Annotated in this window: 9 protein-coding genes; 6 read left to right on the forward strand and 3 right to left on the reverse strand. The window is 64.9% G+C overall.

Features of this window, described 5'->3' with window-relative positions; genetic code table 11:
- Nucleotides 1-43 precede the first annotated feature (43 nt).
- From ACH0CP_RS10765 to ACH0CP_RS10790, 6 genes are read left to right on the forward strand one after another with little or no spacing between them, the layout of a single operon-like run.
- Nucleotides 44-2,476, forward strand: a complete 2,433-nt coding sequence (locus ACH0CP_RS10765) for a glycogen/starch/alpha-glucan phosphorylase (RefSeq protein ID WP_406888793.1) — start codon at nt 44-46, stop codon at nt 2,474-2,476.
- A complete protein-coding gene (glgB, locus tag ACH0CP_RS10770; protein ID WP_406888792.1) occupies nt 2,473-4,626 on the forward strand; it encodes a 1,4-alpha-glucan branching protein GlgB in 2,154 nt (717 codons plus the stop codon). The genes ACH0CP_RS10765 and glgB overlap by 4 nt, the downstream gene beginning before the upstream one ends.
- 23 nt (nt 4,627-4,649) lie before the next feature.
- Nucleotides 4,650-5,909 carry a glucose-1-phosphate adenylyltransferase gene (glgC, locus tag ACH0CP_RS10775; protein ID WP_294441698.1) on the forward strand — a complete coding sequence of 420 codons (1,260 nt, stop codon included), beginning with the start codon at nt 4,650-4,652 and terminating at the stop codon, nt 5,907-5,909.
- Between the two features lie 25 nt (nt 5,910-5,934).
- Entirely contained in the window at nt 5,935-7,365 is a 1,431-nt protein-coding gene (gene glgA / locus ACH0CP_RS10780) for a glycogen synthase GlgA (RefSeq protein WP_406888790.1), read from the forward strand.
- The gene (locus ACH0CP_RS10785) at nt 7,362-8,981 is read left to right on the forward strand and encodes an alpha-D-glucose phosphate-specific phosphoglucomutase (RefSeq protein ID WP_406888788.1); all 1,620 of its coding nucleotides are present in this window, start codon (nt 7,362-7,364) and stop codon (nt 8,979-8,981) included. Before glgA ends, ACH0CP_RS10785 begins: the two co-directional genes overlap by 4 nt.
- A 28-nt stretch (nt 8,982-9,009) precedes the next feature.
- Nucleotides 9,010-10,740, forward strand: coding sequence for a glycogen debranching protein (locus ACH0CP_RS10790; RefSeq protein WP_406888785.1), 1,731 nt, complete (start codon nt 9,010-9,012; stop codon nt 10,738-10,740).
- A gap of 25 nt (nt 10,741-10,765) precedes the next feature.
- On the opposite strand, the gene ACH0CP_RS10795 is transcribed toward ACH0CP_RS10790, so the two are convergent.
- The 3 genes from ACH0CP_RS10795 to ppk2 form a co-directional block, all read right to left on the reverse strand.
- Nucleotides 10,766-11,893 (reverse strand): zinc-binding dehydrogenase, encoded by a 1,128-nt coding sequence (locus ACH0CP_RS10795; RefSeq protein WP_294441694.1) that lies wholly within the window; start codon nt 11,891-11,893, stop codon nt 10,766-10,768.
- A 34-nt stretch (nt 11,894-11,927) separates the two neighbouring features.
- Nucleotides 11,928-13,748 (reverse strand): flavin-containing monooxygenase, encoded by a 1,821-nt coding sequence (locus ACH0CP_RS10800; protein WP_406888783.1) that lies wholly within the window; start codon nt 13,746-13,748, stop codon nt 11,928-11,930.
- 100 nt (nt 13,749-13,848) lie between these two features.
- Nucleotides 13,849-14,601 (reverse strand): polyphosphate kinase 2, encoded by a 753-nt coding sequence (ppk2, locus tag ACH0CP_RS10805; RefSeq protein WP_406888782.1) that lies wholly within the window; start codon nt 14,599-14,601, stop codon nt 13,849-13,851.
- Between the last annotated feature and the right edge of the window lie 2 nt (nt 14,602-14,603).

Here is a 14,603-nt window from a genome sequence, read left to right on the forward strand (position 1 = left end):
ACGAGGCGTGACTCTCCGGGATCACGCGTTAAGCTCGCCGGCCATGACAGGATCTGCTCCCGCCGCCCTCGCCGCTGATCGCTCACCCCTCGCGGCACGGATCGTCGACACGCTGATCCACCGTATCGGCAAGGACGAAAGCGCGGCGCGCAAGCACGATTGGCTCGAAGCCACGATCCTCACGCTGCGTGACGAGATCATCGACAAGTGGATGGCCTCTACCCGCGCGGCGCATGCTGCGGGCGCGAAGCGGGTTTACTACCTCAGCCTCGAGTTTCTCATTGGCCGCTTGCTGCGCGACGCCCTGCAGAATCTCGGCCGCAATGCCGAGGTGGGAAAAGCGCTCGCCGCGCTTGGCGTCGATCTGGACGAAATCGAGGAGATCGAGGCGGACGCTGCCCTTGGCAACGGCGGCCTTGGCCGGCTCGCCGCCTGCTTCATGGAGAGCCTGGCGACGCTGGATCTGCCCGCCTACGGCTATGGCATCCGCTATGTGAACGGTATGTTCCGCCAGCGCATCGACGATGGCTGGCAGGTGGAGCTTCCCGAAAACTGGCTTGCCCATGGCAATCCATGGGAATTCGAACGCCGCGAAAGCGCCTATTTCATCGGATTCGGCGGCGAGGTGACCGGCACCGACAGCGGCGTCACCCGCTGGAATCCCGCGGAAGGCGTCCAGGCCGTTGCCTATGACACCCCCGTCGTCGGCTGGCGCGGCAAGCGGGTGAATACCCTCCGCCTCTGGAGCGCCCGTGCGCTGGACCCGATCCGGCTCGACGCGTTCAACGCCGGTGACCACATCGGTGCGCTCGCGGGCCAGGCACGCGCCGAAAGCCTGGTACGGGTGCTTTATCCCGCGGACTCGAACCCGTCCGGCCAGGAGCTTCGGCTGCGGCAGGAGTATTTCTTCTCCTCCGCCTCGATCCAGGACATCGTGCGCCGTCACGTCCAATATTTCGGCGACATCAAAAGCCTGCCGGACAAGGCGGCGATCCAGCTCAACGACACGCACCCGGCGGTGGCCGTCGCCGAGTTGATGCGGCTGCTGATCGATTTTCACCACCTCTCGTTCGACGAGGCGTGGGATCTTTCGCAGCGCACCTTTGGCTATACCAACCACACGTTGCTGCCGGAGGCGCTGGAAAGCTGGCCGCTCCCCTTGTTCGAGCGGCTGCTGCCGCGGCACATGCAGATCGTCTACGCGGTCAACGCCAAGGTGCTGCGTGATGCGCGCCATCGCGCGGGCTTGGGCGACGAGGCGATCAGCGCCATCAGCCTGATCGACGAGGCGGGCGAGCGGCGCGTGAGAATGGCGAACCTCGCCTTCATGGGCAGCCACAGCGTCAACGGCGTGGCTGCGCTTCACACCACGCTGATGAAGCAGACGGTGTTTGCCGATTTGCACCGCTTGTATCCGGATCGGATCAACAACAAGACCAACGGCATCACCCCGCGGCGCTGGCTGATGGAGTGCAATCCCGGGCTTACGGCGCTGGTCCGCGATGCGATCGGCCCCGGCTTCTGCGATGATGCGGCTGAGCTCAAGGCGCTGGAATCTTTTGCGGAAGATGCATCGTTCCGGGAGCGTTTCGCCGAGGTCAAGCGTTCGAACAAGGTGGCACTGGCGGACTACATCAGGGGGAATATCGGGCTGCGGTTAGATCCCGATGCGTTGTTCGACGTGCAGATCAAGCGGATCCACGAATACAAGCGCCAACTGCTCAACATCATCGAGACGGTGGCGCTATACGATCAGATCCGCAGTCATCCGGAACGGGACTGGACGCCGCGGGTGAAGATCTTCGCTGGCAAGGCCGCGTCGAGCTATCACAATGCAAAACTCATCATCAAACTCGCCAATGATGTGGCGCGGCGGATCAATAACGATCCTTCTGTCGGCGGCCTGCTGAGGGTCGCTTTCCTTCCCAATTACAATGTCAGTCTCGCCGAGCGGATCATTCCGGCCGCTGATCTATCGGAACAGATCTCCACCGCCGGTCTCGAAGCGTCCGGCACCGGCAACATGAAGCTCGCGTTGAACGGCGCACTGACGATCGGAACCCTTGATGGTGCCAACGTCGAGATCAAGGATCATGTGGGTGACGACAACATCATCATCTTCGGCCTCACCGCGGATGAAGTCGCGGCCAGGCGGGTCGACGGCTATCGCCCGCGCGAGGTGATCGAAGCGAGCGCGGAGCTGAAGCAGGCGGTAAACGCGATCGCGTCGGGCGTCTTCTCGCCCGACGATCCGGATCGCTTCAAGGGGCTGATGGACGGGCTCTATGATCATGATTGGTTCATGGTCGCCGCTGATTTTGACAGTTATGCCGCCGCCCAGCGCCAGGTGGATGCGCGGTGGTGCGATCAGGCCGGCTGGCGCGCCGCGGCGATCCGCAACGTCGCGAACATGGGCTGGTTCTCGTCCGACCGCACGATCGCCGATTATGCGCGCAACATCTGGGGCGTGATGTGAAGCCGCCGCAGGGCGCGATCTCTGCCCTGCTGGAGGGCCGTCATGATGATCCGTTCTCGCTGCTCGGCCCGCACGCCGGGCCGGAGGGCACGTTCATTCGCGCACTCGTGCCGGGGGCGGAAGCGCTGGAGGTGCACAGCCTCGCCGGCGACACCTTGGGGTTGCTCGCCCTCATCGACGAACGGGGATTGTTCGAAGGCGAAGTGAGCGGCGATCCGCAGCCGGTGCGATACCGCGCCAGCCGTGGCGACGTGGAGTGGTGGATCACCGATCCGTACAGCTTCGGCCCGGTGCTCGGCCCGGTCGATGATCTGCTGATGGCGCAGGGCAATCACTTCCGCCTGCACGACAAACTCGGCGCGCACCTGATCCGGCACGAGGGCGCCGACGGGGTACACTTCGCGGTGTGGGCGCCGAACGCCCGCCGCGTCTCGGTCGTCGGCGATTTCAACGATTGGGACGGCCGCCGCCACATCATGCGCCGGCGCGGTGACGTGGGGGTGTGGGAGATCTTCATTCCCGACATTGGTGCCGGTCGCTGCTACAAATACGAGATCATCGGGCCTGAGGGCGATCTGCAGCCGCTGAAGGCCGATCCGTTCGCCTTCGCCAGTGAGCTGCGGCCCAGCACCGCGTCGATTACCACTGGCGCGCCGACCCACGTTTGGGGCGATCAGGATCACCAGGAGCATTGGAAACGGACCGACCCGCGCCGGGTGCCGATCAGCATCTATGAGGTGCATGCGGGATCCTGGGACCGGGACGAGAACGGCTGGTTCCTGACCTGGGATGCCCTCGCCGAACGGCTGATCCCTTATGTGGTGGAACTGGGCTTCACCCATATCGAGTTCCTGCCGATCTCCGAGCACCCGTACGATCCGTCGTGGGGCTACCAGACGACCGGCCTCTACGCCCCGTCCGCGCGCTTCGGCGACGTGGAGGGCTTCGCCCGCTTCGTCGACGGTGCGCATCGTGCCGGCATCGGCGTGCTGCTCGATTGGGTGCCGGCGCACTTCCCGACGGATGCGCATGGCCTCGCCCGCTTCGACGGCACCGCGCTCTACGAGCATGAGGATCCGCGGCTCGGCTACCACCCGGACTGGAACACCGCGATCTACAATTTCGGGCGACGGGAGGTAAGCGCCTTCCTCGTCAACAATGCGCTCTTCTGGGCGGAGCGTTACCATATCGACGGGCTGCGCGTGGATGCGGTCGCCTCGATGCTGTACCGCGATTACAGCCGCAAGCCGGGCGAATGGATCCCTAATGCCGAAGGCGGCCGGGAGAATTGGGAAGCAGCCTCCTTCCTCCAGTCGATGAACAAGGCGGTCTACGGCGAGCACCCGGGCATCTTCACCGTCGCTGAGGAATCGACGGCGTGGCCGGGGGTTACCCATCCCGCCTATGACGGAGGTCTCGGCTTCGGCTTCAAGTGGAACATGGGCTTCATGCACGACACGCTGAAGTACATGTCACGCGAGCCGATCCATCGTCGCCATCACCACAAGGATATCACCTTCGGGCTGATGTATGCATTCAGCGAGAATTACGTGCTGCCGCTCAGCCATGACGAGGTTGTCCACGGCAAGGGATCGCTCCTCACCAAGATGTGTGGTGACGATTGGCAGCAGTTCGCCAACCTGCGCGCATATTACGCGATGATGTGGGGCTATCCGGGCAAGAAGCTGCTGTTCATGGGGCAGGAGTTTGCCCAGCGGCGCGAATGGAGCGAGGAACGCGCACTCGACTGGCATCTGCGGCACGCCACCGCACATGAGGGCGTGCGCAAGCTCGTGCGCGATCTCAACAATCTTTACCGCGCACGACCTGCACTCCACGCCCGCGATTGCGAGCCCGAAGGTTTCGAGTGGCTCGTCGCTGATGACGCTGATAACTCGGTCTTCGTCTGGCTGCGCAAGGCGCCGGGCGCTGCGCCGGTAGCCGTCATCTGCAACATGACGCCGGTAGCGCGCGCGCCCTATCGCATCCCGCTGCCGCATGACGGTCGCTGGCGCGAGATCCTGAATTCCGACGCGCATGATTACTGGGGCTCGGGCCTCGGCAATCTCGGCGGGGTGGTGGCGAGCGGCGGCGAGGCCATGGTCACGCTGCCACCGCTCGCGACGATCATGCTAGAATTTGATCAATAACATCGAAGAATAAGGGCGAGAGGATGGATCATCGTAAGGGACAGCCACTCGCACGTGACGCGATGGCGTATGTTCTTGCCGGAGGCCGCGGGAGCCGGTTGGCGGAGTTGACGGATACCCGCGCCAAGCCGGCGGTCTACTTCGGCGGCAAGAGCCGCATCATCGATTTCGCCCTGTCGAATGCGCTGAATTCCGGCATCCGGCGTATTGGTGTCGCTACCCAGTACAAGGCGCATTCCCTGATCCGGCACCTGCAGCGCGGATGGAACTTTCTTCGCCCGGAACGCAACGAAAGCTTCGACGTGCTGCCCGCATCGCAGCGCATCAGCGAGTTTCAATGGTACGAAGGCACCGCAGACGCGGTGTATCAGAACATCGACATCATCGAGAGTTATGGCCCCGAGTTCATGGTCATCCTGGCGGGCGACCATATCTACAAGATGGATTACGAGCTGATGCTCCAGCAGCATTGCGACAGCGGTGCTGATGTTACGGTCGCATGCCTCGAAGTGCCGCGGATGGAGGCGGTCGGTTTTGGCGTCATGCATGTCGATGAAACCGGGCGGATCATCGATTTCGTTGAAAAGCCGGCCGATCCGCCGGCGATGCCGGGCAAGCCCGACGTCGCACTCGCCTCGATGGGTGTCTATGTCTTCAACACCTCGCTGCTGATCGACCAGTTGCAGCGCGATGCCGAGACCCCCGGCTCGAACCGCGATTTCGGCAGGGACATCATCCCCTGGCTGGTGAAGAACGGCAAGGCCGTCGCGCACGAGTTCAGCACATCCTGCGTGCGCTCTTCCAACGAGGCGTCGTCCTATTGGCGCGATGTCGGCACGGTGGATGCTTACTGGGAAGCGAACATCGATCTTACCGATGTGGTCCCCGCGCTCGATCTCTACGATCGCTCCTGGCCGATCTCGACCTATTCCGAACTCACACCCCCGGCGAAGTTCGTCCACGATATCGAGGGCAGGCGCGGATCTGCCGTCGCGAGCCTCGTGTCGGGCGATTGCATTGTCTCTGGCTCATCGGTGTTCAAGTCGCTGCTCTTCACCGGGGTCCGCACGCACAGCTATGCGATGCTCGATGAAGCGGTGGTCCTGCCTTACGTAAAGATCGGCCGCGGCGCGCGGTTGCGGAAGGTGGTGATCGATCGCGGGGTCGAGATCCCCGATGGACTCGTGGTCGGCGATGATCCGGTGCTGGACGGCAAGCGCTTCCGCCGCACGGAGAATGGTGTGTGCCTGATCACGAAGCCGATGATTGATCGCCTGTTATGATCTCTCGCCTTCTTCGGCCCAGCTCGTGAAGGTCCTCTCTGTTGCGTCCGAGGCGTATCCGCTCGTCAAGACCGGCGGGCTGGCCGATGTGGTCGGCGCTCTGCCGGCTGCGCTGGCGCCGCACGGCGTTCACACGACTACCTTCATCCCAGGTTATCCGCCGACGCTGAAGGCCGTCGGCGGCCGCGCAATCCACAAATGGCGTGATCTGTTCGGCGGAGAGGCGAGGCTGCTTCGCGGCCAGCTTGGCGAGCACCCGCTGGTCGTGCTTGATGCGCCGCATCTCTTCGTTCGCGAGGGCGGTCCGTATGGGGACGCCAGCGGCGCCGATTGGCCCGACAACTGGCGCCGCTTCGCCGCCTTTGCGCGTGCGGCGGCGGAAATCGCGCGGGGCGGGGTCAAGGGCCTGTCGTTCGACATTCTTCACGCGCATGATTGGCAAGCCGCGCTCGCGCCGACGTATCTGCGCTACGCCGATACGCGTGTGCGCACGGTGATGACGGTCCACAACATCGCCTTTCAAGGCCGGTTCGACGCCGCGATCTTCCCGGAGCTGGGGCTCCCCGCTGCTGCCTGGGCGATCGACGGCGTGGAATATTATGGCGGCGTCGGCTTCCTGAAGGCGGGGCTCGAAGCCGCCGATGTGATCACCACGGTCAGCCCCACCTATGCGCGCGAGATTCTGGAACCCGAGTTCGGCATGGGACTGGAGGGTCTGATGCGCGCGCGGGAAGACAAGATCCGCGGCATCGTCAACGGTATCGATCCTGCAGTCTGGACCCCCGCGCGCGACGGCGCGCTGCCGGCCTCTTACACGAGCCGTAATCTCGCCCGCCGCGCCACGAACAAGCGCGCCGTAGAGCGTATGTTCGGTTTGCAATCGGGCGACGGGCCGATCTTCACCGTCGTCAGCCGGCTGACGTGGCAGAAGGGGATGGACGTCCTTGCCGAATGCCTCGATGAGCTCGTCGCGATGGGCGGCCGGCTGGCGCTGCTCGGCTCCGGCGATGGGTCCCTCGAACGCGCCTTTCTCGAGGCCGCGGAGCGGCACAGCGGCGCAATCGGCGTTCGCATCGGCTACGACGAGCCACTATCGCACCTGCTGCAGGGCGGCGCCGACGCCATCCTGATCCCGTCGCGCTTCGAACCCTGCGGTCTGACCCAGCTCTACGGTCTTGCCTATGGCTGCGTGCCGATCGTCGCACGAACCGGCGGGCTCGCGGATACGATCATCGACGCGAACACGGCGGCGCTTGGGGCGGGCGTCGCCACCGGCATCCAGTTCGATCCCGTGGACCGAGCATCGCTTCTCTTCGCGATCCGCCGGGCGATTGATCTTTATGCCCAGCCCGAGACTTGGCAATCGCTTCAGCGGCAGGGCATGAAGGCCCGGTTTTCTTGGGAAGCCAGCGGGGCCGCCTATGCCGCGCTATATCGGGAACTGAGCAGTCTATGATCCACGCGGTCGCAACCAGGCCATTTGCGGACCAGAAGCCCGGTACCTCGGGGCTGCGCAAGAAGGTGAAGATCTTCCAGCAACCGCATTACGCGGAAAACTTCATTCAGTCCGTGTTTGACGTTGTGCCCGAAAAGGAAGGCGCGACGCTGGTGATCGGCGGTGACGGCCGCTTCCTCAATCGCGAGGTGATCGGCAAGGCGATCCGCATGGCGGCGGCGGCGGGCTTCGGCCGCGTAATCGTCGGCCAGGGCGGGATCCTCTCCACGCCGGCCGCGTCGAACCTGATCCGCGAACGCGGTGCGATCGGCGGCCTAGTCCTTTCCGCCAGTCACAACCCCGGTGGGCCAGACGAGGATTTCGGGATCAAGTACAATGTCGCCAACGGCGGACCCGCGCCCGAAAAGGTGACCGCGGCAATCTATGCCCGCACCACGGAGATCGATCATTTCGCGATTTTCGAGGCGCCGGACGTCGATATCGACACGCTCGGTGAAACCCAGCTGGCGGACACGATCGTCGAGGTCGTCGATCCCGTCGCCTCCTATGCAGCATTGATGGAACGGCTGTTCGACTTCGGCGCAATCCGCTCTTCCGGCCTCTCCGTGGCGTTCGACGCGATGAGCGCGGTGACGGGGCCTTACGCAACTGAAGTACTGGAGCGCCGCCTCGGCTTTGCGCCGGGCACGGTGCGAAATGGCACGCCGCTGGAGGATTTTGGCGGTCATCATCCGGATCCGAACCTCGTTCATGCGCGCGAACTCTACGACTTAATGATGTCGCCCGGCGCCCCCGACTTTGGCGCCGCCTCGGACGGGGACGGGGATCGCAACCTCATTATAGGCCGCGGCATCTTCATCACCCCGTCTGACAGCTTGGCGATGCTTGCCGCCAATGCGCATCTCGCCCCCGGCTATGCCGAAGGGCTGAAGGGGATTGCGCGGTCGATGCCGACCAGCGCGGCCGCGGATCGCGTCGCCGCCGCGCTCGGCATCCCGTGCTATGAGACGCCGACGGGATGGAAGTTCTTCGGCAATCTGCTCGATGCGGGCCGCGTGACCATCTGCGGGGAAGAAAGCGCCGGCACCGGATCCGATCACGTGCGCGAGAAGGACGGGCTCTGGGCCGTCCTGCTGTGGCTCAACATCCTCGCCGCCACGGGCAAGTCGGTGAAGCAGATCGCCACCGAACATTGGGCACGCTTCGGGCGCAACTATTACGCTCGACACGATTACGAAGGCGTCGAGAGCAACGCTGCCGACGCGCTGATGGGCGGGTTGCGCGATCGGCTCGCCCAGCTTCCCGGGCAGGCGTTCGGCACGCTGACGGTGGAGGCGGCCGACGATTTTGCCTATGAAGATCCGACCGATGGTTCGATCAGCAGCCAGCAGGGCGTGCGCGTGCTGTTCCAGGGCGGCAGCCGCGTTGTATTCCGCCTGTCCGGTACGGGGACCAGCGGCGCAACGCTGCGCGTGTATCTCGAACGTTACGAGCCTGCCGACGGCCGCCTTGACGCGGATACGACCGAGATGCTCGCCGAGATCGCGGCTGCTGCCGATCAGATCGCCCAAATCCGCAAGCTGACGGGGCGAACCGCGCCTGACGTCGTCACCTGATCGACAGCCGATCAGCGGACGAGCGCGCATGACGCCGCCTGTCGAAATGACGTTTCAGGTACGCAGCCCCGGTGCGACTAGCGTGCTCCTGTGTCTCTTCGACGATCAGCAGCACGAAACCCGTTTGCCGATGGCCCGGGACGGCAGCAACTGGGTCATCACGGTCGCGTTGCCGCCCGGGCAGCGCTACGGCCTCCGCGCCGACGGACCACCGCCGTTCGACATCGCGAAGTTGCTTGTCGATCCCAACGCCACCCAGCTTGACCGCCCGTTTGTCTCTGATCCCCGGCTGGCGGTGCCCGGCGAGGACACTGCCGATCTCGTTCCCAAGGCGCTGGTAACACGGCCGCTGCCGCCGCTCGCATTCTCGCCGCCGGTATTCCGCGCCGGTGGGCTTATCTACGAGGTCAACGTGCGCGGGTTCACCATGCGCCATCCGGAAGTGCCGCTGGAACTGCGCGGCACGGTTGCGGCGCTCGCACACCCTTCCGTCCTGGCGCACCTCACCAAGATCGGCGTTGATGCGGTGGAGCTGATGCCGGTCGTCGCGTGGCTGGACGAGCGTCACCTGCCGCCGCTCGGGCTCTCCAATGCCTGGGGCTACAATCCCGTGGTGCCGATGGCGCTTGATCCGCGCCTGTGCCCCGGTGGCATGGCGGAGCTGCGTCGGACCGTCGATACGCTGCGCACCCATGGCATCGGCACGATCCTTGATCTCGTGCTTAACCACACCGCCGAGAGCGATGCCGACGGCCCAACGCTGTCGTTCCGAGGGCTCGATGATGGCGTCTACGCGCGCGCGCCGGACGGCGCGCTGATCAATGACGCCGGGACCGGCAATACCCTGGATTACGGGAACCCGGCGGTTCGCGATCTGGCGCTTACGACCTTGCGACACTTCGTTGAGGGGACAGGTGTCGACGGCTTCCGCTTCGATCTCGCGCCGATCCTGGCCCGGGCGCCTGGCTTCGACCGCGAGGCACCGATCTTCGCCGCAATCGCCGACGATCCCGTGCTCAAGGACCGGATCATGATCGCGGAGCCGTGGGATACAGGGCCGGGCGGATACCAGCTGGGGCATTTTCCGCCGACCTGGCTGGAGTGGAACGATCGCTTTCGCGACGACGTGCGCCGATTCTGGCGCGGGGACGGCAGCGCCGGAGCGCTGGCGACCAGGCTCGCCGGGTCGACCGACGTGTTCGGTCAGGAGCGGACCCGTTCGGTGAACTTCGTCGCCGCCCACGACGGCTTCACGCTCGCCGATAGCGTCTCCTTCGCTGACCGGCGGAACCACGCGAACGGTGAGGAGAACCGCGACGGCCATGCACATGAGGTAAGCTGGAGCGCGAAGGCACTGGGGCGGGACGGGCGGGGGGATGTTCGTGCGATGCTCGCCAGTCTCTTCGCCTCGCGCGGCACGATCATGCTCACCGCCGGCGACGAATTCGGCCGCTCACAGCGTGGCAACAACAATGCCTATGCGCAGGACAATGAGCTCTCCTGGCTCGACTGGAGCGGGCGGGATGAGGAACTGGAGGCCTTTGTCGCAGCGCTATCCCAGTGGCGGCGCCCGCACGCCGAAATCGCCGACCCGGTAGTGCGCCACGATCTCGAATGGCTAGCTCTCGACGGTAGCAAGTTGCGCGATGGCGACTGGCAGCACGCGGACGGCTTCACGATGATCGTGCCCGGCGGTGCGAGCGTCCGTGTCGATCGTGGCGCACGCACCGTCACCCTCTCGCCGCCGCCCGGCGCCTGAAGGCGCAGAGCGGCGGGGTGCCGGGTCAGCGCTGCGGCGTGATGAGATACTTCTCGCCGGTCGCACGCTTGCCATATGCGGCGATAACCGCGGGATCGAGCGCCTGCTCCAGCGTGATGCGCTGGGTGTATTTGCTGGCGAACGTCGTCTTCAGCTCACGCGCCACGCGATCGCGCAGTGCCTTGGCTTCCTCGGCCCCCACGTCTTCCAGGAAATAGGTCAGCAGCCAGCCGCCCATCCGCCAACGCATGCCGAAGCCACGGTTGAACTCGGTCGGTTCGGACGAAAGGCCACCATAGACGTACACCTGCTTCATCTGGCGCGAGCCATAGGGTCCATCGGCGCGCTGTGTGCGAAGCGCCGCCTGTTCCATCGCCGTCAGGATCTGGCCGGCGAGCTTGCCGCCACCCACCGCATCGAAGGCGAGATAGGCGTTGGTGGCAGCGATCGCATCGATCAGCCGCGGCATGAAATCCGCGGCGGTCATGTCGACGACATGCTCCGCGCCCAGATCGCGCAACAGCTGCGCCTGCGCTTCGCTGCGCACGATGTTGACCAGCGGCACGCCGTCCGCCGCGCACAGCTTCACCAGCATCTGGCCAAGGTTGGATGCCGCGGCCGTGTGGATGAGGCCGGAATAGCCTTCGCGCTTCAACGTGCCGACCATGCCGAGCGCGGTCAGCGGGTTCACGAACGAGGATGCTGCCTCTTCGGCGCTCGTTCCCTCTGGCACCACCATGCAATCGGCGGCCCGCACCTTGCGATACTGGGCGTAGAAGCCGCCGCCGGCCAGCGCGACCGTCTTGCCGAGCAGCGCCTGCGCCTCGGGCGAGCTGCCCGCAGCGACGACCAGGCCAGCGCCCTCGTTGCCGACCGGCAGGTCGACCCCCGCGCGCGCGCCGAGCACCCGCTGGATCTGGGGCGGCAGCGGCGCCACGGCAGCGCCGTCCTCCGCCTTGAAGCTCGCTGGATCGGCCAGCGCCAGCAGCACCGCGAGGTCCGAGGGGTTGATCGGCGTCGCCTCCACCCGGACGAGCACTTCGTCGTCGCCGGGCGTCGGCACCGGCACTTGCTGGATCGACAGGCGCGCCTGTCCGTCCTTGGTGACGGTGGAGACGAGGCGACGATGCGTGTCGGGCAGGGTGTCGGTCATGCAATGCTCCTTGTAATGGGCAGGCGTAGTTTGGTCAGGCGAGCGTCAGGCCCTTCATCGAGCCCTCGTCCCGCCAAGCCTTGATCGTCTTGAAGAACGCGACCGGCCCCTTGCCGTAGCTGGAGAAGCTGGCCGCCTGCGGGCTCAATTGTCCCTCACCGTTATAATAACCGGGCGTGCATTCCTCCAGGAACTTGCGCCTGTCGAGTACCGACGCAAGGATCTCCTGCGTCCATTCGTTTTCCGCCGCCTCTGTCGCCTCGACGCGCGATTTCTGCGTGGAAAGCGCATGGCCGATGATGTGCGCGGCGTGGCCAGCTTGCTCCAGTAGGGCGTGGGGATAGTTCGCGGTGAAGCCGGACTGGATCACCGAGAAGATGAACATGTTCGGAAAGCCGTTCACCGTCATGCCGTGAAGCGTGCGGCCGCCAGTCGCCCATTTCTCCTCCAGCGTCCGCCCGGCGACGCCATGGACATGATAGCCGGCGCGGCGGGCATAGCTGGTGCCGACTTCAAAGCCGGTCGCGAAGATCAGGCAGTCGAGCTTGTATTCCCTGCCGGCCACCACGACGCCCTCGCGCGTGATCCGCTCCACGCCCTTTCCCTGCGTATCGACCAGCTTCACGCTCGGCCGGTTGAAGGTGGCGAGATAATCGTCGTGGAAGCAGGGGCGCTTGCAGAACTGGTTGTACCAGGGCTTCAGCGCCTCGGCGGTTTGCTTGTCGGTGACCACGCTGTCCACGCGGGCACGGATTGATTCCATCTTCTGAAAATCGGCGAGTTGCACCAGCTCGTCCGGGTCCTGCACGCCCTCCTTGGCAGCCTTCATGCGCGCGATCATGCCAAGGTTGCGGATGATGTCGGTCCAGCCGTCGTTCACCAGGTCCTCATCCGCCCAGCCACCCGAAACGAGCGTGTTGAAATTCTCCATCCGGTGCTGGTGCCACCCCGGCGTGAGCGACTGCGCCCATTCCGGATCGGTGGGGCGGTCGCCGCGGACGTCGATCGACGATGGCGTGCGCTGGAACACGTAAAGCTGCTTGGCCGTCTCGCCGAGGTGCGGCACGCATTGCACCGCCGTCGCGCCGGTGCCGATTATCCCCACCACCTTGTCGCCAAGCTTGTCCAGCCCGCCGTTCTGGTCGCCGCCGGTGTATTCGTAATCCCATCGGCTGGTATGAAACGTATGACCCTCGAATTCCTCGATCCCGGGTATGCCGGGCAGCTTGGGGCGATGCAGCGGCCCGTTCGCCATCACTACGAAGCGGGCGCGGATCGCATCGCCGCGGTTGGTCGACACGGTCCATCGGCGGCTCTGCTCGTCCCACGCAAGGTCCGTCACTTCGGTCTGAAACAATACGTCGCGGCGAAGGTCGAAATGTTCGGCGATGCGCCTTGAATAAGCGCGGATTTCCGGTCCCTGGCTGTACTTGCGCTCAGGAATGAAGCCGGTCTCTTCCAGGAGCGGCAGGTAGACGTAGCTCTCGATGTCGCAGGCCGCGCCCGGGTAGCGGTTCCAGTACCAGGTGCCGCCGAACTCGCCGCCCTTCTCGATGATACGCAGATCCTCGACACCCGCCTCGCGCAGCTTCGCGCCGGCCAGCAGCCCGCCGAAGCCGCCGCCGATCACCACCACGTCCTTCTCGTCGCCCAGCGGTGCGCGATTGTCGGGGGCCTCGATATAAGGGTCCTTGAGAAACCGTGCGAACCGGCCCTTCATCTCGAGATATTGCTCATTCGCATCGGCACGCAGGCGCTTGTCCCGCTCGGAAAGGTACTTCGCCTTCAGCGTCTTCGGGTCAAACGCCAGACCGTCGGACGCGGGATCATGTGCCGCCTGCGACTCGAACGTCATGCTGCCTCTCCTCTTTGTTCTTTGGATCGCAGTATGACTTGCGACTGAGCAGAGTTGTAGTCCGCTACGGAACAAAAGTTACGTTCGCCAGCAGGCGTCACTACCGCGCCAAGCGGCCATCCGCGATCGCTGATGGTTCGAACGGAAAGAGCAGATCGCTGTCCGGCGGGGTGATGTGGTGCGCGATCTCCGCGGGCGCGAGTTCGCGCAGCAGGTGCCGGATGATCGCGCGCCGCGCCTTCTTCTTGTGGTCCGCGTGGACGCAGATCCACGGTGCGTCAGGCGTGCTGGTGCGCGCCAGCATCGTATCGCGCGCCGCCGAGTAATCGTCCCAGCGCTCCTGCGCGACGGCATCGAGCGCCGAGACCTTGAGCGCCTTCAGCGGATCCTCTCGTCGCGATTTCAGGCGCCTGGCCTGCTCCTCGCGCGAAATATCAAGCCACAGCTTCACCAGCCGGATGCCGTCATGAAGCAGCATCGCTTCAAAGCCGGGGACGTCGATCAGGAAGCGTGCCTGCTGCTCGGGCGTGGAGAAGCCGTTCACGACCTCTACGCCAGCGCGGTTGTACCAGCTGCGGTTGAATATCACGAGTTCGCCAGCCGCCGGCAGATGCGCGGCATAGCGCTGGAAGAACCATTGCGAGCGTTCGCGCTCGGATGGCTTGGGCAGCGCGATAACGCGCGTCTGGCGCACGCCCAGATGCCGCGTGATGGTTCGGATCGCACCATCCTTGCCCGCGGTGTCGCGTCCCTCGAACAAGACGACCGCGCGCGCGCCGCTTTCCGCGGTCCAGGTCTGGTAGCGGACCAGAGCAAGTTGAAGGTCGTGATCTTCCTGCTCATGGTCCGCCATGG

The sequence above is a fragment of the Sphingomonas sp. 179-I 2A4 NHS genome (assembly GCF_045369135.1).
Lineage (GTDB): Bacteria > Pseudomonadota > Alphaproteobacteria > Sphingomonadales > Sphingomonadaceae > Sphingomonas.

What these genes read in the sequence shown, in the direction of transcription:
- ACH0CP_RS10790 (WP_406888785.1), top strand. Translation starts at nt 9,010, where the DNA reads ATGACGCCGCCTGTCGAAATGACGTTTCAGGTACGCAGCCCCGGTGCG.
- glgC (WP_294441698.1), top strand. Translation starts at nt 4,650, where the DNA reads ATGGATCATCGTAAGGGACAGCCACTCGCACGTGACGCGATGGCGTAT.
- ACH0CP_RS10795 (WP_294441694.1), bottom strand. Translation starts at nt 11,893, where the DNA reads ATGACCGACACCCTGCCCGACACGCATCGTCGCCTCGTCTCCACCGTC.
- ppk2 (WP_406888782.1), bottom strand. Translation starts at nt 14,601, where the DNA reads ATGGCGGACCATGAGCAGGAAGATCACGACCTTCAACTTGCTCTGGTC.
- ACH0CP_RS10765 (WP_406888793.1), top strand. Translation starts at nt 44, where the DNA reads ATGACAGGATCTGCTCCCGCCGCCCTCGCCGCTGATCGCTCACCCCTC.
- ACH0CP_RS10800 (WP_406888783.1), bottom strand. Translation starts at nt 13,748, where the DNA reads ATGACGTTCGAGTCGCAGGCGGCACATGATCCCGCGTCCGACGGTCTG.
- ACH0CP_RS10785 (WP_406888788.1), top strand. Translation starts at nt 7,362, where the DNA reads ATGATCCACGCGGTCGCAACCAGGCCATTTGCGGACCAGAAGCCCGGT.